Source organism: Acidisoma sp., assembly GCF_965199065.1.
In the GTDB taxonomy this organism is placed as follows: domain Bacteria; phylum Pseudomonadota; class Alphaproteobacteria; order Acetobacterales; family Acetobacteraceae; genus Acidisoma.
In genome coordinates, this window is the sequence record NZ_CBDAQN010000003.1 from 1,770,725 (window position 1) to 1,791,891 (window position 21,167).

The 21,167-nt window shown below is 64.5% G+C and carries 22 protein-coding genes; 12 read left to right on the forward strand and 10 right to left on the reverse strand.

Annotated elements, in window-relative coordinates; all coding sequences use genetic code 11:
• The first annotated feature begins 6 nt into the window (after nucleotides 1-6).
• Nucleotides 7-948, forward strand: a complete 942-nt coding sequence (locus ACOEQ1_RS16370) for a Gfo/Idh/MocA family protein (protein WP_419760291.1) — start codon at nucleotides 7-9, stop codon at nucleotides 946-948.
• A 20-nt stretch (nucleotides 949-968) separates the two neighbouring features.
• Here ACOEQ1_RS16370 and holA read toward each other — a convergent pair whose 3' ends face one another.
• From holA to ACOEQ1_RS16400, 6 genes are all read right to left on the reverse strand, one after another.
• Nucleotides 969-1,964, reverse strand: coding sequence for a DNA polymerase III subunit delta (gene holA / locus ACOEQ1_RS16375; protein WP_419760292.1), 996 nt, complete (start codon nucleotides 1,962-1,964; stop codon nucleotides 969-971).
• Nucleotides 1,961-2,557, reverse strand: a complete 597-nt coding sequence (locus ACOEQ1_RS16380; RefSeq protein WP_419760293.1) for a hypothetical protein — start codon at nucleotides 2,555-2,557, stop codon at nucleotides 1,961-1,963. The genes holA and ACOEQ1_RS16380 overlap by 4 nt, the downstream gene beginning before the upstream one ends.
• A 7-nt stretch (nucleotides 2,558-2,564) precedes the next feature.
• The gene (gene leuS / locus ACOEQ1_RS16385; protein ID WP_419760294.1) at nucleotides 2,565-5,204 is read right to left on the reverse strand and encodes a leucine--tRNA ligase; all 2,640 of its coding nucleotides are present in this window, start codon (nucleotides 5,202-5,204) and stop codon (nucleotides 2,565-2,567) included.
• A 112-nt stretch (nucleotides 5,205-5,316) separates the two neighbouring features.
• Nucleotides 5,317-5,907, reverse strand: a complete 591-nt coding sequence (locus ACOEQ1_RS16390) for a DUF3576 domain-containing protein (protein ID WP_419760295.1) — start codon at nucleotides 5,905-5,907, stop codon at nucleotides 5,317-5,319.
• A 244-nt stretch (nucleotides 5,908-6,151) separates the two neighbouring features.
• The gene (locus tag ACOEQ1_RS16395; RefSeq protein ID WP_419760296.1) at nucleotides 6,152-6,445 is read right to left on the reverse strand and encodes a hypothetical protein; all 294 of its coding nucleotides are present in this window, start codon (nucleotides 6,443-6,445) and stop codon (nucleotides 6,152-6,154) included.
• A 219-nt stretch (nucleotides 6,446-6,664) separates the two neighbouring features.
• The gene (locus ACOEQ1_RS16400; RefSeq protein ID WP_419760297.1) at nucleotides 6,665-7,369 is read right to left on the reverse strand and encodes a FadR/GntR family transcriptional regulator; all 705 of its coding nucleotides are present in this window, start codon (nucleotides 7,367-7,369) and stop codon (nucleotides 6,665-6,667) included.
• 231 nt (nucleotides 7,370-7,600) lie between these two features.
• Here ACOEQ1_RS16400 and rph point away from each other — a divergent pair, with 231 nt between their 5' ends.
• Both rph and rdgB read left to right on the forward strand, forming a co-directional pair.
• Nucleotides 7,601-8,335, forward strand: coding sequence for a ribonuclease PH (gene rph, locus ACOEQ1_RS16405; protein ID WP_419760298.1), 735 nt, complete (start codon nucleotides 7,601-7,603; stop codon nucleotides 8,333-8,335).
• On the forward strand, nucleotides 8,335-8,946 hold the full coding sequence (gene rdgB / locus ACOEQ1_RS16410; RefSeq protein WP_419760299.1) for an RdgB/HAM1 family non-canonical purine NTP pyrophosphatase: 612 nt from the start codon (nucleotides 8,335-8,337) through the stop codon (nucleotides 8,944-8,946). The genes rph and rdgB overlap by 1 nt, the downstream gene beginning before the upstream one ends.
• 33 nt (nucleotides 8,947-8,979) lie before the next feature.
• Here rdgB and ACOEQ1_RS16415 read toward each other — a convergent pair whose 3' ends face one another.
• A complete protein-coding gene (locus ACOEQ1_RS16415; RefSeq protein ID WP_419760300.1) occupies nucleotides 8,980-9,705 on the reverse strand; it encodes an SDR family oxidoreductase in 726 nt (241 codons plus the stop codon).
• Nucleotides 9,706-9,810: 105 nt separating this feature from the next.
• Here ACOEQ1_RS16415 and ACOEQ1_RS16420 point away from each other — a divergent pair, with 105 nt between their 5' ends.
• Together ACOEQ1_RS16420 and ACOEQ1_RS16425 are read left to right on the forward strand one after the other, a co-directional pair.
• Nucleotides 9,811-10,671, forward strand: coding sequence for an amidohydrolase family protein (locus tag ACOEQ1_RS16420; RefSeq protein WP_419760301.1), 861 nt, complete (start codon nucleotides 9,811-9,813; stop codon nucleotides 10,669-10,671).
• 87 nt (nucleotides 10,672-10,758) lie between these two features.
• A complete protein-coding gene (locus ACOEQ1_RS16425) occupies nucleotides 10,759-12,291 on the forward strand; it encodes an acetyl-CoA hydrolase/transferase family protein (RefSeq protein WP_419760302.1) in 1,533 nt (510 codons plus the stop codon).
• A gap of 30 nt (nucleotides 12,292-12,321) precedes the next feature.
• Here the strand turns inward: ACOEQ1_RS16425 and ACOEQ1_RS16430 are convergent, their stop codons facing one another.
• A complete protein-coding gene (locus ACOEQ1_RS16430; protein WP_419760303.1) occupies nucleotides 12,322-14,469 on the reverse strand; it encodes a glycogen debranching N-terminal domain-containing protein in 2,148 nt (715 codons plus the stop codon).
• A 138-nt stretch (nucleotides 14,470-14,607) separates the two neighbouring features.
• Between ACOEQ1_RS16430 and ACOEQ1_RS16435 the strand changes: the two genes are divergently transcribed.
• The 5 genes from ACOEQ1_RS16435 (at nucleotide 14,608) to poxB (ending at nucleotide 19,458) form a co-directional block, all read left to right on the forward strand.
• Nucleotides 14,608-15,537 (forward strand): ABC transporter ATP-binding protein, encoded by a 930-nt coding sequence (locus ACOEQ1_RS16435; protein WP_419760304.1) that lies wholly within the window; start codon nucleotides 14,608-14,610, stop codon nucleotides 15,535-15,537.
• Nucleotides 15,534-16,298, forward strand: coding sequence for an ABC transporter permease (locus ACOEQ1_RS16440; RefSeq protein WP_419760305.1), 765 nt, complete (start codon nucleotides 15,534-15,536; stop codon nucleotides 16,296-16,298). Before ACOEQ1_RS16435 ends, ACOEQ1_RS16440 begins: the two co-directional genes overlap by 4 nt.
• A gap of 260 nt (nucleotides 16,299-16,558) precedes the next feature.
• On the forward strand, nucleotides 16,559-16,882 hold the full coding sequence (locus ACOEQ1_RS16445) for a carbohydrate porin (RefSeq protein WP_419760306.1): 324 nt from the start codon (nucleotides 16,559-16,561) through the stop codon (nucleotides 16,880-16,882).
• The gene (locus ACOEQ1_RS16450) at nucleotides 16,882-17,043 is read left to right on the forward strand and encodes a carbohydrate porin (protein ID WP_419760727.1); all 162 of its coding nucleotides are present in this window, start codon (nucleotides 16,882-16,884) and stop codon (nucleotides 17,041-17,043) included. Before ACOEQ1_RS16445 ends, ACOEQ1_RS16450 begins: the two co-directional genes overlap by 1 nt.
• 675 nt (nucleotides 17,044-17,718) lie before the next feature.
• Nucleotides 17,719-19,458, forward strand: coding sequence for a ubiquinone-dependent pyruvate dehydrogenase (poxB, locus tag ACOEQ1_RS16455; RefSeq protein WP_419760307.1), 1,740 nt, complete (start codon nucleotides 17,719-17,721; stop codon nucleotides 19,456-19,458).
• 75 nt (nucleotides 19,459-19,533) lie between these two features.
• On the opposite strand, the gene ACOEQ1_RS16460 is transcribed toward poxB, so the two are convergent.
• Nucleotides 19,534-19,737 carry a response regulator transcription factor gene (locus ACOEQ1_RS16460; RefSeq protein WP_419760308.1) on the reverse strand — a complete coding sequence of 68 codons (204 nt, stop codon included), beginning with the start codon at nucleotides 19,735-19,737 and terminating at the stop codon, nucleotides 19,534-19,536.
• A gap of 15 nt (nucleotides 19,738-19,752) precedes the next feature.
• The gene (locus ACOEQ1_RS16465) at nucleotides 19,753-19,914 is read right to left on the reverse strand and encodes a hypothetical protein (protein ID WP_419760309.1); all 162 of its coding nucleotides are present in this window, start codon (nucleotides 19,912-19,914) and stop codon (nucleotides 19,753-19,755) included.
• A gap of 254 nt (nucleotides 19,915-20,168) precedes the next feature.
• Here ACOEQ1_RS16465 and ACOEQ1_RS16470 point away from each other — a divergent pair, with 254 nt between their 5' ends.
• Both ACOEQ1_RS16470 and ACOEQ1_RS16475 read left to right on the forward strand, forming a co-directional pair.
• On the forward strand, nucleotides 20,169-20,720 hold the full coding sequence (locus ACOEQ1_RS16470) for an IS6 family transposase (RefSeq protein WP_419760310.1): 552 nt from the start codon (nucleotides 20,169-20,171) through the stop codon (nucleotides 20,718-20,720).
• A 49-nt stretch (nucleotides 20,721-20,769) separates the two neighbouring features.
• Nucleotides 20,770-20,943, forward strand: a complete 174-nt coding sequence (locus tag ACOEQ1_RS16475; protein WP_419760311.1) for a hypothetical protein — start codon at nucleotides 20,770-20,772, stop codon at nucleotides 20,941-20,943.
• Nucleotides 20,944-21,167: the final 224 nt, after the last annotated feature.

Genomic DNA, 21,167 nt, shown 5'->3' on the forward strand with positions numbered 1-21,167 from the left:
CACCGCATGCCGCACAAGATTGCCATCATCGGCCTGGGCAAGATTGCCATTGACCAGCATGTGCCGTCGATCCTCGCCAACGGCGACTTCGAACTCGCAGCGATCGTGAGCGGTCGCCGGGCGACCGTGCACGACCTTCCGAGCTTCCGCACGCAGGAGGAGCTTTACGAGGCGATGCCGGATGTGAAGCTGGTGGCAATATGCACGCCTCCGGCCGGTGGGAGGTTCGAGACGACGCGCGCCGCTCTGCTCGCCGGCCGCGATGTGCTGATCGAGAAGCCACCGGCAGCAACGCTGGGTGAAATTGCCGAACTGGCCGCTATCGCCACCGCCGAGCGACGGGTGTTGTTCACCACGTGGCATTCACGGTTCAATCCGGCCGTGGAGGAGGCGCGGCGGCTGCTAGCCGGTCGCCGACTGCACCGCCTGGAGGTCGATTGGCGCGAGGATGTTCGTCGCTGGCATCCCGGCCAGGCCTGGATCTGGCAACCGGGCGGTTTCGGTGTGTTCGACCCCGGCATCAACGCGCTGTCGATCGTGACCGAGATCATGCCAGAGGCAATTTTTGTCGCGGCCGCGAAGCTGGAGGTGCCGGCCAACCGGCAGACGCCGATCGGCGCTGAAGTCACCTTCTCGACTGCCGATCCGGTTCCTGGGAGTCGCCTGACCGCGATCTTCGACTGGCGGCAGGAGGGCGAGCAGAGCTGGACGATATCCGCCGAAACGACCGAGGGCACCCGGCTTGTTCTCACGGAGGGTGGCGCGAAGCTGGCGGTTAACGGCGACGTGGTCGTCGACAAGCCGCCAGAGGAATACCCCCGCATCTACACCATGTTGGCGCAACTTTTGGCGGAAGGCCGATCGCATGTCGACGTGAGGCCGCTGCGGCTCGTGGCGGACGCCTTTCTCGTCGGCGACCGCCAGAGCACGGACCCGTTCGACGATTAGTCGCTAGCGGCCCTTCAGCCTCAGGCGCGGCGGGCGATCGCCAGCACGGCCGCATGAGCGATGGCCTCTGCCGGCAGACCGGTCCGTTTGCACTGCATCTCGGCCTCCCGTAGCGCCAGCTGCTGGGAGGCCACGGCCGCCGATCTCCATATCTCGGCCGCCTCCAGCATTGCCCGCTCGCGCCGAAAGAAAATCGGCGGCCGCAGCGCCTTGACGGCCTCCATCGCCGCAGCACCGGCATCCCGCGCGGCCGCCACACGCGCCAGCCGATCCATATGGGAGTGCGCGGCCCGGATGAGCCCCACCGCGGAGGCGCCTTCGGCCAAGGCAATGGCCGCGGCACGGTCGGCCTCGGCGAGCGCGCCGCGCGTGGCGGCGAACAAGGCGTCATCGACTGAAAGCTCGGCCTGATCTCCGGCCACCAGCAAAGCTGACTCGACATCGATCCGGCCGCCGTCCCCGGCGAAGAGCGCCAGCTTCTCCACCTCGGACCGAACGATGCCCCGATCCGCCCCCGCATGCTGAACGAGCCAGTCAAGCGCATCCGGTGCGATAGCGACATGCTCGGCCTCGAACAGGCCACGCAGCGTCGTCTTCAGCGCCGCACCTTCCTCGGCATAGCAGGCGAGGGAGGCGGCGAGCGTGTCCTTCTCCGCCCAGCCGCGCAGCTTCGATCGCGGCGGAAGCTCGTTCGCTTCCAGAATGATGAGCGAGCCGCCGCGGTCGCGGCAGGTGGCGGCAAGCGCCGTTGCCAGCGTATCCGTGGCGTCCCGAACACGCAGCACACGCCGGCCGCCGCTGAAGGACTGCGCGGTGGCTTCCAGCGTTAGCGTCCCCGGATCGGGCCGTGTCAGCTCGACGAAGCGGAACGGATCGTCGAGCGAACCGGCGGCGGCGCGGGCGAGTTCGGCTCCGCGCTCGCGCACAAGGCCGCCATCGGGCCCATGCAGCAGCACCGCCCGCACGCGGGACGGGTCGCGAAGCAGGCCGGCGAAGTCCCGGCCGTCGAGTTTCAAACGGGCGCCTTGTTGCGGCCCTGTTCCAGCTTGCGGCCGCTGACCGTGAAGTAGTGGGCGAGGCGGATTACGATCTGGTCGGCAATGGCGTCGGCGAGCCGCGCGTCGACGGTGCCTGTCTCGAGCTCCTGACCGAAAGGGGCGTTGTCGAAAGTGTTCAGGTCGTCCGCCGCCTGCGCCGTGTTGCTGACGAGGATCTGGTGCGTGGGGCTATCCTGTTCGGTGAGCGACCAGGGGGCGGTCGCGATGAACCGAATGTAGGTGATCGAGCTGTCGCTCTGGATCCCAAGTCCGACCTGACTGATTGCGAATGACACAGCGAGGTTGTAGCGCGTGGATTCTGGCGTTTCGCCGGCCTCCAGCCGGCTCTGCAGGGCTTCACGCAGCAACTGCCCGGTGCGCTCCGGCAATAGCGCCACCTGAACCTGGCGCAGCTGCGCCTGCACGGACATCGCCTGCGGGTCGCCGTTGCCGAAAGCATCCGGCGCATAAAGCGGATGCGGCGAGCAGCCTACTAGCGAGCTGGCGAGCCCGGTGCCCAGAACCGCGCCCCCGAGGCCTAGCAAACGCCGACGGTTCAGAAGCAGTGTCATGGCTCGTTCAGCCTGCGAGCACGAAGTTGACGATGCGATCCGGCACGTGGACGCGCTTGACGATCTGCCGGCCTTCGAGCAGCCGCGCGACATTCGGCTCGGCCTCGGCGGCGGCAATCACGTCCGAGGCCGAACTTCCTGGCGGAAAGATAACGGTCCCTCTCAGCTTCCCCATCACCTGCACGGCAATCGTCACGGTCTCCGCCGTCGTCAGTTCAGGCTCGGCCTCCGGCCAGGGCTGCTCCGCAACCAGCTTGGCCTCGGCGCCATGGAGCAGCGCATTCATCGCCTCCGCCAGATGCGGCATCATCGGCGCGGAAAGCCGGGTCATCATCGCCAGGGCCTCGATTCGTGCTGCCGTGAGGCTGCGATCCGCAGGCGCCGCCGCGGCGTCCTTCTCGGCTTGGGTCATGGCACCCGCAAGTTCATAGAGGCGGGCGACGGCGCTGTTGAAGCTGAAGCTCTCCAAGGCCTCGGTGACTGCTGCGATGGTGCGGTGCGTTGCGCGGCGCAGGCTGCGGGCGGCAGCCGAGCTTTCCCCCACTTCCTCAGAGGCGGATGGCTTGGCGGCGAGCCGTGTCGTTGCGACGATGCTCTCGGCCAAGCGGTAAAGCCGCTGGGTGAAACGGTAGGCGCCGGCGACCCCGGACTCCGTCCATTCCATGTCGCGGTCGGGCGGGTTGTCCGAGAGGATGAACCAGCGCGCGGTATCTGCCCCGTAGCGGTCGATGATGGCGCCCGGATCGATCGTGTTGCGCTTCGATTTCGACATGGCCTCGATCCGGCCGATGGTGACCGGCTCATCGGTGCCCATGACGACGGCGGTGCCGTCTGTCCGGCGCTCGACCTCGGTTGGGTAGAGCCAGCGCCCATCGTGCCCGCGATAACTCTCGTGGGTCACCATGCCCTGAGTGAAAAGACCGGCGAACGGCTCTGCCACCCCGACCTGCCCCGTCGCCTGCATGGCGCGGGTGAAGAAGCGGGCGTAGAGGAGATGCAGGATCGCGTGCTCGATGCCGCCGATGTACTGGTCCACCGGCATCCAGTAGTCGGTTGCTTCACGTGAAACCGGCTCCGGCGCATTTGGTGAGCAGAAGCGCGCGAAATACCATGAACTGTCGACGAAGGTGTCGCAGGTGTCGGTTTCTCTGGTGGCAGCCGCCCCGCAGCGCGGGCAGGGCACGTGTTTCCACGTTGGGTGGTGGTCGAGCGGGTTGCCCGGCAGGTCGAAGGTCACGTCATCCGGCAACACGACGGGCAGCTGGTCCGCCGGCACCGGCACGACGCCGCAAGAGGCGCAATGGATGACGGGGATGGGGCAGCCCCAATACCGCTGGCGGCTGACGCCCCAGTCTCGCAGGCGCCAGTTAATTTCGCCGTGACCCCAGCCAAGCTCGGTCAGCCGTTCGATGGCAGCGCGTCTGCCGGCTTCCACCTCCAGCCCATCGAGAAAGCCTGAGTTCATCAACGTCCCAGGCCCGGTGTAGGCCTCGTCTGGCGGCAGCTCGCCGTTGACCGGATGCACAACGGGGATGATGGGCAAGCCATACGCGGTGGCGAAGTCCCAATCGCGCTGGTCATGCGCCGGGCAGCCGAAGATCGCGCCGGTGCCGTATTCCATGAGCACGAAGTTGGCGATCCACACGGGAACCTGCCGGTCCGGCAGAAATGGGTGCTGCACGGAGAGGCCGGTGGGATAGCCCCGCTTCTCCGTCGTCTCGATCGCGGCGGCTGTGGTGCCGAGTCTGCGGCATTCGGCGATGAACTCGGCCGCGCCAGCGTCCCTCTCGCCAAACGCGAGTGCCAGCGGATGCTCGGGCGCGAGGGCCAGGAAGGACATTCCGAACAGCGTATCTGGCCGCGTCGTGTAGACCTCCACGACATCGATGGCTTCCTGGGGAACGGTCAACGGAAACCGGATGCGGGCGCCTTCGCTGCGGCCGATCCAGTTCGCCTGCATGAGCCTCACCCGCTCGGGCCAGCGATCCATTTCATCCAACGCGGCGAGCAGCTGCGGCGCGAACCGGGTAATGGCGAAGAACCACTGGGACAGTTTCTTTTTCTCGATCAGAGCGCCCGAACGCCAGCCGCGGCCATCGATGACCTGCTCGTTTGCGAGAACGGTCCCATCAACCGGGTCCCAGTTGACCCAGCTCTCCTTCCGCTCGACGAGGCCGGCGGCCAGGAAATCGAGGAAAAGGCGCTGTTGCTGCCCGTAATATTCGGGTTGGCAGGTGGCGAACTCGCGCGACCAGTCGATGGAGAGGCCCATGCGCCTCAGCTCGGTTCCCATGGTCCGGATGTTGGTCCAGGTCCATGTCGCCGGGTGGATGCGGCGTTCGCGGGCCGCGTTTTCGGCGGGTAGACCAAAGGCGTCCCAACCCATGGGGTGGAGTACGTTGTAGCCGCGGGCACGTCGATAGCGAGCCACAACATCGCCGAGCGTGTAGTTGCGGACATGACCCATATGGATCTTGCCGGAAGGGTAGGGAAACATCTCCAGCACGTAGTATTTCGGCCGGTCGTCGGTGGGCACGTCAGCGACCGAGAAGCAGGCGCGACGGTCCCATTCCTGCTGCCATAGCGGCTCGGCGGTCTGAAAATCGTATCGAGACGGCGTCAGGTCGGACGGGGCTTGTTCGGTCATGGCGTGTCTATGCGACACCGCCCGCAACGGGGCAAGTCGCGGCTCGCTAGCGGTTACAGGCCGACTGTCTCACTTCTTTCCTCGCCCGGCGGGGCTAAGAAAGAGGTGTGCCTTAATTGGTCGCCGCCTGCACGCGAAGCTGACGCGCCCTGGCGAGCACCTTGTCCTCAATGTCTTCGTTGGTGCCTGGCGCGATCTCGGCATCGACCCACTGACCGTTCTGGGAAACCTGCTTGAAGACAGAAACGCGCACGCCATCGGCGCGCAGATCCTGGCCGAGGATGTATGCGGTTGCCTTGTAGCGCTCGGCCGCATCGCCGGGCGGCTGGTACCAGTCGGTAATGATCACACCGCCAAAGGGATCAGCAGAGGCGAGCGGCATGAAGGAGAGGGTGTCGAGTGCTCCTCGCCAGAGATAGGCATTTACTCCGATTCCTGCGCCGGAGCCCGTAGCATTGGCATGAGGGTTTTTGTTGATGCCGAAGGCCAGTCCGTCGGCGCCGAACAATCCGCCGCCACTGTCATGGTTTCCTGGCCCAACGGTCTGGTCGCCGTTGAGCACTGTGGGGTCAGCGGGTGTTGACGGCGTATTCGAGCAGGCGGCCAAAGCCATCGCGCCGAGCAAGGCGCCGACGCCGATGCCACGCCCCACAAAAAAGAAAGTCCGAGTCGTCAATGCCATTGCGCCTGCCTGGAGATGCATCCGCACAGCTGCGCGGGGCTCTGTCTCTAATCCCCGACGTGGCGCGTGCCAAGCCCACGCCCCAAACCGGCGCCGCTTTCCGCTCCCGGTGGCACTATTTGCAGTTGATGCAGCCGCGCCGGATCATGCGAACCGAATAGCTTAACCACGCATCAGTGCTGTTAAACGCAGAACCCCCGGCCGGGGCCAGGGGCATTATTGGTTCCAGGTAGGCTAAGAGCCGCCTCTGTCGGGCCGCTCGAACTTACGCCAGATAGCTCGGGCGCTGGCTCGGCAATACGACGCTGTTGCGGGCGAGGTAGCTTGGGCGCTGGCTCGGCAGCACGACGCTATTGCGAGCGAGGTAGCTCGGGCGCTGGCTCGGCAATACGACGCTATTGCGAGCGAGGTAGCTGGGACGCTGGCTCGGCAGAACCACATCGTTGCGAGAAACCTGCTGGTGGTGGTCATTCTGCGGATACAGCGGGCTGCCGGCAAAGGCCGCCCCGCTCATGCCCAAAGTCACAGCAGCCACGGCCGCGATCATCAAATTCTTCATTTTACTCTCCATCGTGTGTGGCCGAATTCCAACTCAAATCCGGCGCGGGATGGTGCTCGGTAGAGCTCAACCGTCCTGTTAGATGATGATTTGGGTAAGGCATGCCAAACTGGAACAACTGCCCGGCACATAGCATTCATTCCCGGCGGTATGCAGCACGAGGTGGAGAGCGGCTATTCAGGCTGCATCTGAATAGATGACGGGCGCGTAGTGCTGGCTCTATTTCGCGTCCAATCGCAGATCATGAGCCATAGTCCCGAGCACCACGCGCATTCCCCGGTCGGCGCCGGGAGCATCGCGCATCCGGATCGCCTCCACGACATCCCGATGTGCGGAGAAGGCAACGTCATAGGAATCCGATGCGCCGGTCGATAGCCGGAAGGCTACCAGTAGCACCGAGGACACGGCCAAGGCCCATTGCGCGATAAACAGATTGCCGCTCGCGCGCAGCACGGCGACGTGAAATTCGAGATCCGCTTCAACCCGTTCGTCGAGCGACGCCGCCTGGGCCATCCGCTCCAGTGCGGCCTCGATGGCCGCCAGTTGAAGCCCGGTTGCGCGCTGGGCGGCCAATGCCGCCGCGCCAGGCTCGATGAGCTGACGGCACTCCAGCAGGCTCCGGACAAGGTCGTCGTCCAGCGCCGGACCGCACCAACCGAGCAACTCCGGGTCCATCAGGTTCCAGCTGGATCGCGGCAAAACGCGCGTTCCAGTGCGAGGCCTGACCTCCAGCATCCCTTTGGCCCCAAGAACCTTGATTGCCTCCCGTAGCGCCGAGCGGCTGACCCCCAACTCCGCGCTCAGGTCCTGGGTGTTCGGCAGGCCCTCTCCGGGCTGGATCCGCCCTGACATGATGCGGCGGGCGAGGGTATCGACAACACCCCGATGCACGCGTGGCCGTGACGTACTCCCAGGCTGGCTCAAGGATTGACCCGATTATTAGAGTTTCTTGCCCGATCATACCGCGCTGGGCCGACTCTGAAAGAGTGTTGCCGACAGTTCTTTCTGAAAGAAGCCCCCAGACCCGCCCTAGCGTAGGAAAGCGGCGTTGGCTGCTCCTGCCTCAAGGCCGGTCTTCCGCACAGGGTGGCGTCGCATAGCGTCTGCGGCTAAGGCTGCCGGCCACCGATCACGCCGTTTCTGAAGGGCACCTTTATGCGAGCATCCGGCCGCGCCGCCGACCTGCTGCGTCCCGTTTCAATCACAACGGGTTTCGCCCATCATGCGGAGGGTTCGGCGCTTATCCGAATGGGCGGGACCGAGGTTCTGTGCGTGGCAAGCGTCGAGAGCCGGGTGCCGCCGTTCCTGCGCAATCAGGGGATGGGCTGGGTGACCGCCGAATACGGCATGCTGCCGCGCGCCACCCATACGCGAGGAGATCGCGAGGCCGCGCGCGGCAAGCAATCCGGCCGCACGCAGGAGATTCAGCGCCTCATCGGCCGTTCGCTGCGCGCCGTGGTAGATCGCGCGGCCATGGGGGAGATGTCGATCACGCTCGACTGCGACGTGCTGAATGCAGACGGCGGCACCCGCTGCGCCGCCATTACCGGCGCCTATGTGGCGCTTGTCCTCGCCTTCCGTCACCTGGTGGCACATCGCGTCATCGCCTCGGTTCCGCTGCGCGGCCAGGTTGCCGCCGTCTCTTGCGGCATCGTCGCCGGCGAGCCTGTGCTCGATCTGGATTACGCCGAAGACTCAGGGGCCGACGCCGATGCCAACTTCGTGCTGACGGCGGATGGCGGCATCGTCGAAATCCAGGCGACGGCCGAGAAGGCGCCGTTCTCAGATTCCTCGTATCTGGCTCTGATGGCCCTTGCCCGCGCCGGCACGCGACAGTTGTTTGCCGCTCAGACCGATGCCATCGAGGCCTCCGCTGCGAGGACCGCCTGATGGCGCGGCCGCTCGACCCTGGCACGCGGCTGGTGCTGGCGAGCCACAATCAGGGCAAGCTTTCTGAGATCCGGGTGCTGCTGGAGCCGTGGGACATCCACGTGGTTTCAGCAGGCGACCTCGGCCTGCCTGAGCCGGACGAGACCGAGCCGACTTTCTCCGGCAACGCCCGGCTGAAGGCGCAGGCGGCAGCAGGGGCAAGCGGCTTGCCGGCGCTCGCGGACGACAGCGGCTTCTGCGTCGGCGCGCTAGATGGCGCGCCTGGGATCTACTCCGCGCGATGGGCAGGGCCGAACAAGGATTTCCTCGCCGCCATGCAGCGCGTCCATGACGAAGCGGGAGCGGCGGCGGATCGCAGCGCCTACTTCATCTCGGTGCTCTGCCTCGCCTGGCCTGACGGCCACTTCGAGCTATTCGAGGGCCGGGTCGAAGGCCAGCGGGTTTGGCCGCCACGCGGAGGCCGAGGCTTCGGCTATGACCCGATGTTCCAGCCGCATGGCGAGGATGAAACCTATAGCGAGATGGACCCGGCGCGGAAGACGGCGACAAGCCATCGCGCCCGCGCCTTCGCCGCCCTGGTGCGCGGCTGCCTCGGCGCACCGCCGCGTTAGCGGAACCGAACTACCGGTGTAGAGGCCGGCGGATCAGGTGACCCAGCCGCCGTCGATGACGTGGATCTGGCCCGTCGTGTAGGTCGCCGTCGCCAGATAGACGGCGAGGTCCGCGATCTCCTCCGGCCGGCCGATCCGCCCGATCGGCTGGCGGGCGATGAAGGCGGCACGTGTCGCCTCGTAGTCGCCGCCGGCGCGCAGACGCTGCTGCAAGGAGGGCGAATCGACCGTGCCTGGGCAGATGGCGTTGCAGCGTACTCCCTGCGCCACATAATCCGCCGCGACGGATTTGGTGAGGCCGACCACGGCCGCCTTGGTCGCGCCGTATACGAAGCGCGACGGCACGCCCTTCACGCTGCTGGCGACTGAAGCCATGTTGATGATGACGCCATCGCGCCGCTCCAGCATTCCCGGCAGCACCGCCCGTATGGTTCGCACCATCGCCTTGACGTTGAGGTTGAATGCGAAATCCAGGTCATCATCCGTCGCCTCCAGCACCGTGCCGTTATGAACGACGCCGGCGCAGTTGAAGAGCACGTCGATCCTGCCGAGACCTTCGATAAGCCTCGTGACTGCCGCTCCATCGAGAACGTCGAGCCGGTGGGTTTCGGCGCTGCCCTCGAGTGCCGCGAGCTTCCCGTCGTCGATATCCGTCGCGATCACGCGGGCGCCTGCAGTCACGAAGGCCTCGACCGATGCGAGGCCAATGCCCTGTGCCGCGGCGGTGATGAGGGCGGTCTTTCCGGTCAGGCTTCCCATGTGGCAATCCTTTTCTTGTCGATGGAAGGCGTGAGCCCTCTCTAACATGCCCTGTGCAACGTGCCCTCTGTAGCGGGGCCGTCAAGGACAGGGAGGTCACGCGGGATGACGCCGCCGATCATCGATACGCATCTTCATCTGATCTACCACGACCGTCTTCGATATCCCTGGATCGCGGACGTGCCGAAGCTCAGCCGTGACTTCCCGCTGCGGGAGTATCTTGCGGAGGCAGCCAAACTTGGCATCGAGGCGGCGATTCACATGGAGGTCGATGTCGCAACCGAGGATCAGGAGGCCGAGACCGCCTTCGTCGCCGGGCTCGGGCCGCCGGTCGCGGCGGCGATCGCTTCCTGCCGGCCGGAAAACCCCGACTTCCCCACGAGCCTCGAGCGGATTGCGGCCAATCCGTTCGTCCGCGGCCTACGGCGCATTCTGCATCAGTCGCCGGATGAGTTGTCTCTGGCGCCGGTCTTCGCCGAGAACCTGCGACGCCTCGCTGGGCACGACCTCAGCTTCGACCTCTGCGTGCTCGGCCGGCAACTGCCCATCGCGATCCGGCTCGCGCGTGTCTGCCCCAATGTCCGGTTCGTGCTGGACCATTGTGGCGTTCCGGATATCGCGGCACGAGCCCTTGATCCTTGGCGCGACGGGATCAGACAGCTGGCCGCATTGCCCAATGTCGCCTGCAAGATTTCCGGCGTGGTCGCCTATGCGGGAGAGGACTGGACCACGGCCGACCTGCGCCCCTACGTCGAGCACTGCATCGATGCCTTCGGCTGGGACCGCGTCGTTTGGGGCAGCGACTGGCCAGTGTGCACGCTCACCGCTGATCTGACCCGGTGGGTACAGGCGACGCATGAACTCACCTCGAGCTGCACCGATGACGAACGGGAGCGGCTTTTCAGCCTCAACGCACGGCGCATCTATCGGCTGAAGCCGGAGGCGGCGCGGCCACAAGGCGCCTGAGAGCAAATTCGGCTCCTTTGATCCTGATCAAAGCGGCCTCCCCAGGTCGAGCGCAGGCTCGTCCATTAAAACCCGGGGGAAGCCGCAATGTCGGCCGTCAAAGATCGTGCAAGCACTCGCATTCGCTGCCCTGCGCTGCTGGAGAAGATCATGTCCGCCGAGGATGCGGCGGCTCTGATCGACACCGGAACCACGGTCGGGATGAGCGGCTTCACCGGCTCGGGCTACCCGAAGGCCGTGCCGCAGGCCCTCGCAGCACGGATCAAGGCGCAGCACGCGGCAGGGAGGGCCTTCCGGCTGCGGGTCTGGACCGGCGCGTCGACCGGCCCGGAACTCGATGGCGCCCTGGCCGCCGCCGACGGTATCGAGTTCCGGCTGCCCTACAACTCCGACCCCGTTGCGCGCGAGAAGATCAATAGCGGGCAGATGGAATATTTCGACATGCACCTCAGCCAGGTCGCTCCCATGGCCTGGCAGGGATTCCTCGGCCCGCTGGATACGGCCCTGATCGAAGTCGCCGGTATCGCTGCGGATGGCTCTCTCATCGCGTCCTCGTCTGTCGGCAACAACAAGACCTGGCTTGATCGCGCGAGCCAGGTGATCCTCGAGGTGAACCGCTGGCAGGATCCGGCGCTCGACGGCATGCACGACATTTACTACGGCACGGCGTTGCCGCCTCATCGCCGGCCCATTCCGCTCGTTCATCCCGGCGACCGTATCGGCGAGCCGCATCTGCGTTGTGATCCGGCCAAGATCGTCGCGATCGTCGAGACCGATGCCCCTGACCGCAACCTCCCCTTCACTGAGCCCGATGTTGCAGCGCGGGGCATCGCCGGACATCTTCTGGAGTTCTATCGCCATGAAGTCGCCAAGGGTCGCCTGCCGGCCACGTTGTTGCCTCTGCAATCGGGCGTTGGCAACATCACGAACGCGGTGATGTCGGCCCTGCTCGACGGTCCCTTCGAGGGGATGACGGCTTTCACGGAGGTCATTCAGGATGGAATGCTCGATCTCCTGTCGGCCGGGAAGGTTGAAATCGCCTCTGCGACCGGTTTCTCGCTCAGCCGGGAAGCCGCCGCGCGCCTCAACGCCGAGATGGCGCGGTTCCGCAACAAGATCATTCTTCGTCCCCAGGAGATCAGCAATCATCCTGAGCTGATCAGGCGCCTTGGCTGCCTCGCCATGAACGGGCTGATCGAGGCGGACATCTACGGCAACGTCAATTCGACCCACATCATGGGTTCGCGGATCTACAACGGCATCGGCGGGTCGGGAGACTTCGCACGAAACGCCTACATCTCGATTTTCATGACGCCATCCACCGCTCGTGGCGGCGCCATATCCGCCATCGTGCCGCAGGCCTCGCATGTCGATCACATAACGCAAGACGTGCAGGTGATCGTGACAGAACAAGGGTTGGCGGATCTGCGCGGATTGTCACCGAAGCAGCGGGCCGAGGTGATCATCGCGAACTGTGCACATCCTCGATATCGCCCGGCGCTGATGGATTACTACACGCGGGCACGCCAAGGTTCCTATGGCCAACAGTCGCCGTCGCTTCTCAAGGAAGCGCTGTCCTGGCATCAGCGCTTCATCGAGACCGGCTCGATGCTCGCCTGACCTTCCCGCCTTACTACGACGCATAGTGGCTCAAAGCGAAAGCGCATCGCCGAAGGCCAGGCGTTCTACGCTGCCAGGATCCCCCGCCAGCACCTCATGCACTGTGGTGTCACCCTCTCGCCGGAAGCGGATGGAGAAGCGCTGACTGCCCATGTCCAGGTCGGTCAGCGTCACGTCCGGCATCCAGGCCGGCAACCCGGGGTCGATGTACAGCTTGCCGTGCGGCGCGTCGGCAACAAGGCCCAGCATGGCCTGGAGGAGCATGAAGGCGGAGCCCGCCGCCCAGCCCTGCGGTACGTTGGCGCCAAGATACTGCACCGGGAAGTTGGTTCCGTCCCGTTGTGTGCCGGCGTACAGCTCGGGCAGCTGGCTGTTGCGGAAGTAGCTCGCGGCCCGGCTGATGTCCCGCGCCACCGAAGCGGCTTCCGCGCCGAAACCATAGCGTTTGAACCCAAAGGCAATGATTGAGTTGTCATGCGGCCAAACCGCGCCCAGTTGGTAGGCGTACGGGTTGAACGACTTGTGCTTAGCGGAGAGCGTGCGGATGCCCCAGCCCGACCACATGTCGGGCGCCGTCAGCCGCTCCATGACGCGCTTCGCCCGCTCGGGAGGAACTATCCCCGACCACAGGCAATGGCCGGGGTTGGAGGCGACCGACATGACCGGGTTTTTCTCGCCGTCCAGCGTGTAGGCGTAGGTGCCGCTCGCCTCGTCCCAAAACGTGCTGTTGAACTGCTCGAACAGTCGCGCAGCCTTCGCGTTCAACTCGGCGGCACGCCCGTCGTCTCCGAGCGCCGCGTAGATCCGCGCCATACGCGTCCAGGCGTCATAAACGTAGCCTTGCAACTCGCAGAGCGCCTTGGGGCCGCGGACGAGGCGTCCGTCCGGATACATCACGGCGTCGCCGCTATCCTTCCAGCCCATGTTCTCATAACCGGCGGAGGATCGCGTCTGGTATTCCTGGAAGCCGTCGCCGTCGAGGTCGCCGGACGCATCGATCCACCTCAGGCAGCGTTCTGCGGTTTCCATGTGCCGCTCGAGCAGACCGCGGTCCCCCGTGGCCCGCCACGTTGCGTGGAGGGTAATCAACCACAGGGGCGTAGCGTCCGCCGTGCCGTAGTATGGCGTGTGAGGGATCAGCTTGAAGTGCGCGAGTTCGCCGTAACGAAGTTCGTGCATGATCTTGCCGGGCTCGGCATCACGGTAGTCGTCCCGTTCCGTCGCCTGCAGACGCCCGAGGACCTTGAGCGCGCCATGGGCGAAGGCCGGATAGACCATGAGGTTCTGCAGCGAGACGATGAGGCTGTCGCGCCCGAACGGCGCCATGAACCACGGTAGTCCGGCGGCCGGCATGAACTCCATCTCGTCCGCGTCGCCGATCTGCAGGCGGAGCGCGGCCATGTCGTTAACGGCCTGATGGAAAAACCGGTAGTATTCCTCGTTCGAGGTGCTGATCTTCAATACGCGCTTCTGCCAGTCACGCAGGCTCTCGGCATGCCGGCTCTCCGCGTCGTGCGCCACGCAATCGGCCGGCGCCCTGAAGTGCTTCTCGCCATCTGTCAGCTCGTATTTCAGGCAGCAGTGCCAGGCGGCTCCAGGTTCCAGATCGACCTCGAAAGCAAGGCGGCCGTTGGCGTAAAGCGCGGGCGCTTTCTCCGCGGTCACGGTCACGGCACGGACGAAGTCGCCGTTCCGGTAGGTGTTCGACAGCACCTGCTTGTCCGGCTCCCACATCGTGCTGATCTGGCCGCGGCGGACGATCTTGTTGGATTTAACTTCAAAGGTGTCAGCGAAGTCGCAGCGCAGCGACACCTCGAGGCTGAAGCGCGCGGGCGAGCCGCCGTAGTTCGTGACGTCGAGATCCTCGTGCATGCCGCCGTCAATCTCGCGGCTGATGGTGAGCGCAAGGCTGCGGGCCGGAACGAGACCGTTTTGCGACAGAAAGTCGCCATTGGTGAGGAAGACGCGCGAGGCATAGTAGGCGATCGCGCCGCCGTTCAGCAGAACCCAGGGTTCGCCATTGGCATAGATCGACCATGCGCTGATCAACCGCGTGTCGAGGAAGTATAGCCCTTTGTCGGTTGGCCAGGCGACCTGACCGTCCTCCTCCGAAATTAGAACCGTCTGGCCCTGATGGATGGCGATCTGCGGCGGCCCGACCTGAACCTCTATCGGCATGGCGTTCCTCCTCTGCCCGGCTAGGATGATCCGGCCGGCTTGATGTGCGGTCGGGACCTGCCCGAACAAGGCGTGCGCGAGACAGCCCACCGTCTTCACGCTATAGCCCGCACGCCAATTGGGGCAAGCGGAGCGTCCATGTCGCCAATCATCACGATCTCCGGCGTCGGCAAGACCTACAAGTCGGGCCTCACCGCCCTTGCAGCGGTCGACCTCACGCTCGAAAGGGGCGAAATCTTCGCGCTCCTCGGCCCCAACGGCGCCGGCAAGACGACGCTCATCAGCATCATCTGCGGCACGGTCACCCTGAGTGCCGGGACGGTGGTAATCGACGGCCACGACGTCATCCGCGACTACCGGGCCGCGCGCGCAATAGTGGGCCTCGTGCCGCAGGAAATGGCGGTCGACGTCTTCAGCCCGGTCTGGGCCACAGTGCGTTTCAGCCGCGGACTGTTCGGGAAAAAGCCCGATCCGGCCTACCTCGAACAGCTGCTGCGCGACCTCTCGCTGTGGGACAAGCGGGACAGCCGGATCATCGAACTTTCCGGCGGGATGAAGCGGCGGGTGATGATTGCCAAGGCGCTCAGCCATGAGCCGGACATCCTCTTTCTCGACGAGCCGACGGCCGGCGTCGATGTGGCGCTCCGGCGCGACATGTGGGCGCTTGTCCGCCGACTGCGGGACCGCGGCGTCACCATCATTCTCACCACGCACTACATCGAGGAAGCCGAGGAGATGGCCGACCGCGTCGGCGTCATCGACCGTGGGCGTCTCCTGCTGGTCGAAGAAACCGCCACTCTCATGCGCCGCTTCGGCAAGCGGCGGCTGGCGCTCTCACTTCAGCAGCCGATGACGGGCGTACCGCCAGGGCTCGACAACTGGCCGCTGACGCTGGAGGACGAGGGCCGCCGGCTCGTCTACAGCTTCGATGCCAACGCCCAGGATGCCGGGATATCCGCTTTGCTGCACCGCCTCGGCGAGCTTGGGATCGAGTTCAACGACCTCGACACAAGCCGTAGCTCGCTCGAGGACATTTTCGTCAGCCTGATCGGACAAGCACACGCATGATCAATCTTCGCGGCGTAGGGGCGATCTACCGCTCGGAGATGAGCCGGATGGTGCGGACCATCTGGCAAAGCGTAGCGACCCCCGTGATCACCACGGCGCTCTACTTCATCGTGTTCGGCGGCGCTATCGGGTCGCGGATGCGGCAGGTCGGCGGCGTCCAGTACGGTGCGTTTCTCGTGCCCGGCCTCATCATGCTGTCGCTGCTTACCCAAAGCATCTCGAACGCCTCGATTGGCATCTACTTCCCGAAATTTACGCGTACGGTTTACGAAGTTCTCTCCGCGCCACTATCCTTTGGCGAAGTGGTCATCGGCTACGTCGGCGCCGCCGCAAGCAAGGCGATACTGCTGTCGCTCATCATCCTGGCAACGGCGACGTTCTTCGTTCCCGTCCACATCATGCATCCGGTCTGGATGGTCGCCTTCCTCGTGCTCACCTCGCTCGCCTTCAGTCTGTTCGGGTTCATCATCGGCATCTGGGCAGGCAGTTTCGAGCAGCTCGCCATCATCCCGGCTCTGGTGGTGACGCCGCTAACCTTCCTCGGCGGCGCGTTCTACTCCATCGACATGCTGCCGCAGCCATGGCGGACGCTCAGCCTGTTCAACCCCGTGATCTATCTGGTCAGCGGCTTCCGGTGGAGCTTCTATGGCTCGGGCGATGTCAGCGTCGGCGTCAGCCTCGCCTTCACAGGGGTCTTCATGGCACTCTGCATCGCCGTGCTTTGGTGGATATTCCGCACCGGCTACCGGCTGAAGACCTGACGCCACCATGGCGAATTCCGTTGCGCGCCGGGTGAAGCCGCAGCAGCGCCGCCGCCCAGTCGGGCTACAACGTATGGACCAGCAACAACCTGCTCGGCGATTGGGGCGGAGTCCGCCTCGCGGTCGTTCAGGACGGCGTGACGCTCGGCATCCAGGACGCCGAGAACCTGCCGGGTAACGTTTCAGGCGGCGTCAGGCAGGGCGCCACCATGCAGGGGGTGACGACGGCTACCCTGCAGCTGGACACGAACGCGTAGGGGTTGCCCGGTAGCAGGTTCAACGCGAGCGCGCTGCAAATCCACGGACAGCCTCTCAGTCCCTACTACCTCTACGAGCTCCAGACCGCGAACGGCGACGAGGCGGACGATGCCACGCGGCCATGGGAGCTGTGGTACGATCAGTCCTTCGATCGCAAGGCGTTCGACATCAAGATCGGCCAGCAGAGCCTCGACCAGGAATTCATCACCAGCAAATACTCGGGCTTGTTCGTCAATACGATGGCAGGCTGGCCGCTGGTGCCGACCTACGACCTCTACGCCGGCGGTCCAGCCGGAGCGTCCCTTCGAACGGCACCGAGACGCTGATCGAACTCACCTATCAGGGGCAACTCACTCCGTGGTTGCAGTTGCAACCGGACGCGCAGTTCGTGTTCGATCCGGGAGGCGGCATCCTCGACCCGAACAATTCAATTCACGTGCTCCGCGACGAGATCGTCGCCGGCGTGCGGACGAACGTGACGTTCTGAGGCCGCACCAGCAATACGAAGCCTCAGGTCAAGAAGGATGCGACGGCAATCAGTGCAAGAAAGACTGAGATCGACGCGAGGTGTCTGGAGTCCCGGAATCCGTTACTATCCGTCAGCTGGCCGATGAGATCGAAGACAGTCAACCGGTTCTCTACTCGCACTTCGAGAACAGGGATGCGATTGTGGCGGCCGTCGCAGTCGAGGGTTTCAAGGAGCTCACGACCGCTCTCCAGGAAGCGGCAGGCGGATCGACCGGGCGGCGAGACTTTTTGGTCAGCGCTGCATGGGCTCGCCGAACTCGAACGGTCTGGCAGGATCAGGCCCGGCGCGTGCGGAGAACGTATCGCGCTTGTCGTTCGGGCAATCGAAGCCTGAACCTGTCAGCGGTGGCACTCGATACCCACTTCCACCGCAAACAAATTCTCGGCATGGGCGGCTTGTTCATAACGTGCGTCACTGCCCTAACCGGTGCGTTGCGGCGGCAAGGCGGAATGTATGACACATCCGGGTCAAAGGAGATGTTCTTGAAGGCGCTTGGATGGCAGGCTATCCCTGGTTCCACTTGGACCTGTGTTGAGCGAGCTGAGATGCAACTTGATCGGGCAGGATCCTAGTCAGGATCGACAGAATCCAAATCAAATAGCGGATGACAACGCTATCAACCGGAGTAGCCACATGGCTCGTGTAGATAATGTAGCGGATCAAGTCGTGGAAGTGTTGGAGGCCGCTGGTGTCGAGCGGATATTCGGCGTCGTCGGAGACAGCCTTAACGGCCTGACAGAGGCCTTGCGACGTCGCGAGACGATCAGATGGGTTCATGTAAGACACGAGGAGGTTGCTGCCTTCGCGGCGGCAGGGGAGGCACAGCTCACCAATGCTCTTGCGGTCTGTGCCGGATCCTGCGGCCCCGGCAACCTTCACCTCATCAACGGTCTGTTCGACGCTCATCGTAGCCGCACGCCCGTGCTCGCCATCGCGGCGCAGATCCCGTCCGCGGAGATCGGGGGTGGCTACTTCCAGGAAACGCACCCGCAAAATCTGTTCCGGGAGTGTTCGCACTACTGCGAACTGGTCTCCGACCCTGCGCAACTACCCTACGTGCTGGAGAACGCCATCCGTGCGGCAGTGGGTCTTCGCGGCGTCGCCGTGGTCGTCATCCCGGGCGACGTAGCCTTGCGCGCGCCGATCGCCCGCGCCGTATCCGCGCGCCCAGGCCTGTTGCCGCCGGTGCCGGTTGTGCGCCCACGTGACGCTGAGCTCGACGCACTGGCAACCCTTTTGAACGAGACGGACCGCGTGACGCTGTTCTGCGGCCGCGGTTGTGCCGGTGCGCATGCCGCTCTGATGCAACTTGCGGAGACGCTCAAGAGCCCGATCGTTCACGCCCTCGGCGGCAAGGAACATGTCGAATACGACAACCCCTACGACGTAGGCATGACGGGCTTCATCGGCTTCTCCTCCGGTTACGCAGCCATGCATGCCTGCGACGTCCTGCTCATGCTCGGGACGGATTTCCCCTACAAGCAGTTCCTGCCGAAGGATGCAAAGATCGCGCAGGTCGACATCCGGCCCGAGAACCTCGGGCGACGCTGCAAGCTTGATCTGGGTCTGGTCGGCGATGTCGGTGCCACGATCGAAGCCTTGCTGCCGCGGCTGAAGGCGAAGACGACGCGGCGTCTTCTGGATGACAGCCTTGCGCACTATCTGGAAGCCCGGAAAGGTCTTGATGATCTCGCGAAAGGGACGCCAGGTCATAAGCCGATCCATCCGCAGTTCCTTGCCCGCGTCGTCAGCGAGACAGCGGCCGAGGATGCGGTGTTCACCGCCGATGTGGGCACGCCCACCATCTGGGCGGCGCGCTACCTAAAGATGAACGGTCAGCGGCGCCTCATCGGCTCCTGGGTTCACGGTTCGATGGCGAACGCCATGCCGCATGCCATGGGTGTGCAGGCCGTGCAACCGAAGCGCCAGGTCATCTCACTGTCGGGCGACGGAGGCTTCACCATGCTCATGGGAGACCTCATCACGCTGACGCAGGAGAATCTGCCGGTCAAAGTCGTTATTTTCAACAATGGCGTGCTCGGCTTTGTTGCTCTGGAGATGAAGGCGGCGGGCTTCGTTGAAGTGGGCGTAGATCTGCAGAATCCCGATTTCGCGGCCATGGCGCGCGCGATGGGCATCCACGGCGTCCGCGTCGAGGATCCGGGTGAGCTGCCGCATGCCGTGGCCGAGGTGCTCGCCCATGACGGGCCGGCGGTGCTAGACGTTGTGACCGCGACACAGGAGCTCTCGATGCCGCCGACGATAACAGCGGCCGAGATAAAGGGCTTCAGCCTCTACGTGCTCCGCGCGATCATGAGCGGCCGGGGCGACGAGGTACTGGATCTCGCCAAGACCAACCTCTTGCGGCGTTGACGCTCTGACTGCCGCGGCAGCAGCGAGCCGCGCCGGTCCGGCCTTGTTCGGCAGCGATAGCCGGCGGGGCATCGGCTAGCCATGCGGGCCGACACCCGCCGCCAGAGCGACCTGCAGAAGCTCAGTCAGGCTGCTCGCGTCGAGCCGGTGCATCACCTGCGCGCGGTGGAGCTCCACAGTTCGAGGGCTGATGCCAAGCTTCTGCCCGATCGTCTTATTGGTCCTGCCCTCGACCAGGAGGATCAAGACCTCACGCTCCCGAGGTGTCAGCCGCGCCACCCGTGAGGCAGCCGTCTAGTCGCGTGTCGTTGGCCGCGTCGCGCCGTGGCATTCCGCCAAGGCGTTCGCAAGCTTGCTCCTGAGCGAGTCGTCGTCCGCTATCGTAAGGTAGTCGATCGCTCCGGCCGTCATCGCGGTCACTACGGAGGCGACGCCCGCGGCTGGGCCATCGAGCATGATTGCAGGTATCGCGATCGAGCGCGTCTTCAGCTCGCGCTGAATGGACAGATTTTGAAGCCTTGAGCCACGTAGATCGACGAGTACGCAACCCGGCGCGAGCACCGGTGCCATGTCGAGGAAGGCAGAGGCGCTTTCAAAAATCCGAGCGCGATGGCCAATGCTTCTGACGAGAGAAACCAGCAGACGCGCCTAAGGCGCTTGCGCTGACAAGATAGATCTGACGCTCGTCCTCCCGTGTTAGGTCCTCTGCAATGCCGCCGATCTGGGTTACCGTCTCATACCCGTCGCGCATGGGAATGCTGATGTCGCGAAGCCAGCGCATTTTTGCCGTCGGCGGGCGTATAATCGGTGTTCATACTGTCGTGGTGTTCTGCCGGCTGCGCTACCGGCTGACCCTGCGCCACCTGAGCGAGATCATGGCGCTGCGCGGGATCGAGGTTAGCCACGAGGCCGTCCGGGGCTGGGAGGCGAAGATGTTGCGTGTCATGGGCAATGAACTGCGTAAACGACGGCATGGAACACGGCGGGGCGCCGGGATCAGCTGGTATGTTGACGAGACCTACCTAAAGGTCCTCGGCCGGTGGTGCTACCTTTACCGGGCGATTGATCGGGACGGCAACCTGATCGACGCGATGCTCAGCGAGCACCGCGACATGAAGGCGGCCAAGGCGTTCTTCCGATCGGCCAAAGCGACCATGGGCTTCGGCCGCGACCGGGTGACCACCGATGGCCATGGCTTCTATCCAAGGCGATCCGCACCGTGCTGGGTAGGACGGTCCGCCATAGAACCAACGCCTACTTGAACAATCGTCTTGAACAAGACCATCGTGGGTCAAAGGCAGGATCCGATGTATGCGGGGCTTCAAGAGCCACGATGCTGCTGCCCGCTTCTGTCGCGAGCATGGTGAGCTCCGCGACCTCCTCCGTCCCCGCCGTCGTCACAACCAGATCGTTCCTGCCTCCCTCCGCCGCTCACGTTTCACCAAGGCCGCTCAGATCGCGCTCGACATCATGCGGGCCGCATGAACAGGGGCGGGCCCGCACCTGAACGATGCCCAGGCTGGCGTGAGGACTGACAAAACCGACTTGGACGCCGTGCCCAGACCACTCAATGACACTTGCGGTGTCCGCAGCACGAGCTGTGTGAGTCGCAATGAGAAGCGCCGAAAGCCCACAATACAGAACCGGAGACCTCAATGGACAAAGTCCTTCTTCACATGGGCGAGGGCAGAGTTACCTCGCCTCATTGC

Coding starts and splice junctions, on each gene's coding strand:
- ACOEQ1_RS16370 (WP_419760291.1), top strand. CDS start 7: ATGCCGCACAAGATTGCCATCATCGGCCTGGGCAAGATTGCCATTGAC.
- ACOEQ1_RS16380 (WP_419760293.1), bottom strand. CDS start 2,557: ATGACACTGCTTCTGAACCGTCGGCGTTTGCTAGGCCTCGGGGGCGCG.
- leuS (WP_419760294.1), bottom strand. CDS start 5,204: ATGACCGAACAAGCCCCGTCCGACCTGACGCCGTCTCGATACGATTTT.
- ACOEQ1_RS16390 (WP_419760295.1), bottom strand. CDS start 5,907: ATGCATCTCCAGGCAGGCGCAATGGCATTGACGACTCGGACTTTCTTT.
- ACOEQ1_RS16395 (WP_419760296.1), bottom strand. CDS start 6,445: ATGAAGAATTTGATGATCGCGGCCGTGGCTGCTGTGACTTTGGGCATG.
- rph (WP_419760298.1), top strand. CDS start 7,601: ATGCGAGCATCCGGCCGCGCCGCCGACCTGCTGCGTCCCGTTTCAATC.
- rdgB (WP_419760299.1), top strand. CDS start 8,335: ATGGCGCGGCCGCTCGACCCTGGCACGCGGCTGGTGCTGGCGAGCCAC.
- ACOEQ1_RS16415 (WP_419760300.1), bottom strand. CDS start 9,705: ATGGGAAGCCTGACCGGAAAGACCGCCCTCATCACCGCCGCGGCACAG.
- ACOEQ1_RS16420 (WP_419760301.1), top strand. CDS start 9,811: ATGACGCCGCCGATCATCGATACGCATCTTCATCTGATCTACCACGAC.
- ACOEQ1_RS16425 (WP_419760302.1), top strand. CDS start 10,759: ATGTCGGCCGTCAAAGATCGTGCAAGCACTCGCATTCGCTGCCCTGCG.
- ACOEQ1_RS16430 (WP_419760303.1), bottom strand. CDS start 14,469: ATGCCGATAGAGGTTCAGGTCGGGCCGCCGCAGATCGCCATCCATCAG.
- ACOEQ1_RS16435 (WP_419760304.1), top strand. CDS start 14,608: ATGTCGCCAATCATCACGATCTCCGGCGTCGGCAAGACCTACAAGTCG.
- ACOEQ1_RS16440 (WP_419760305.1), top strand. CDS start 15,534: ATGATCAATCTTCGCGGCGTAGGGGCGATCTACCGCTCGGAGATGAGC.
- poxB (WP_419760307.1), top strand. CDS start 17,719: ATGGCTCGTGTAGATAATGTAGCGGATCAAGTCGTGGAAGTGTTGGAG.
- ACOEQ1_RS16465 (WP_419760309.1), bottom strand. CDS start 19,914: ATGCTCGATGGCCCAGCCGCGGGCGTCGCCTCCGTAGTGACCGCGATG.
- ACOEQ1_RS16470 (WP_419760310.1), top strand. CDS start 20,169: ATGCCGCCGATCTGGGTTACCGTCTCATACCCGTCGCGCATGGGAATG.
- ACOEQ1_RS16475 (WP_419760311.1), top strand. CDS start 20,770: ATGCGGGGCTTCAAGAGCCACGATGCTGCTGCCCGCTTCTGTCGCGAG.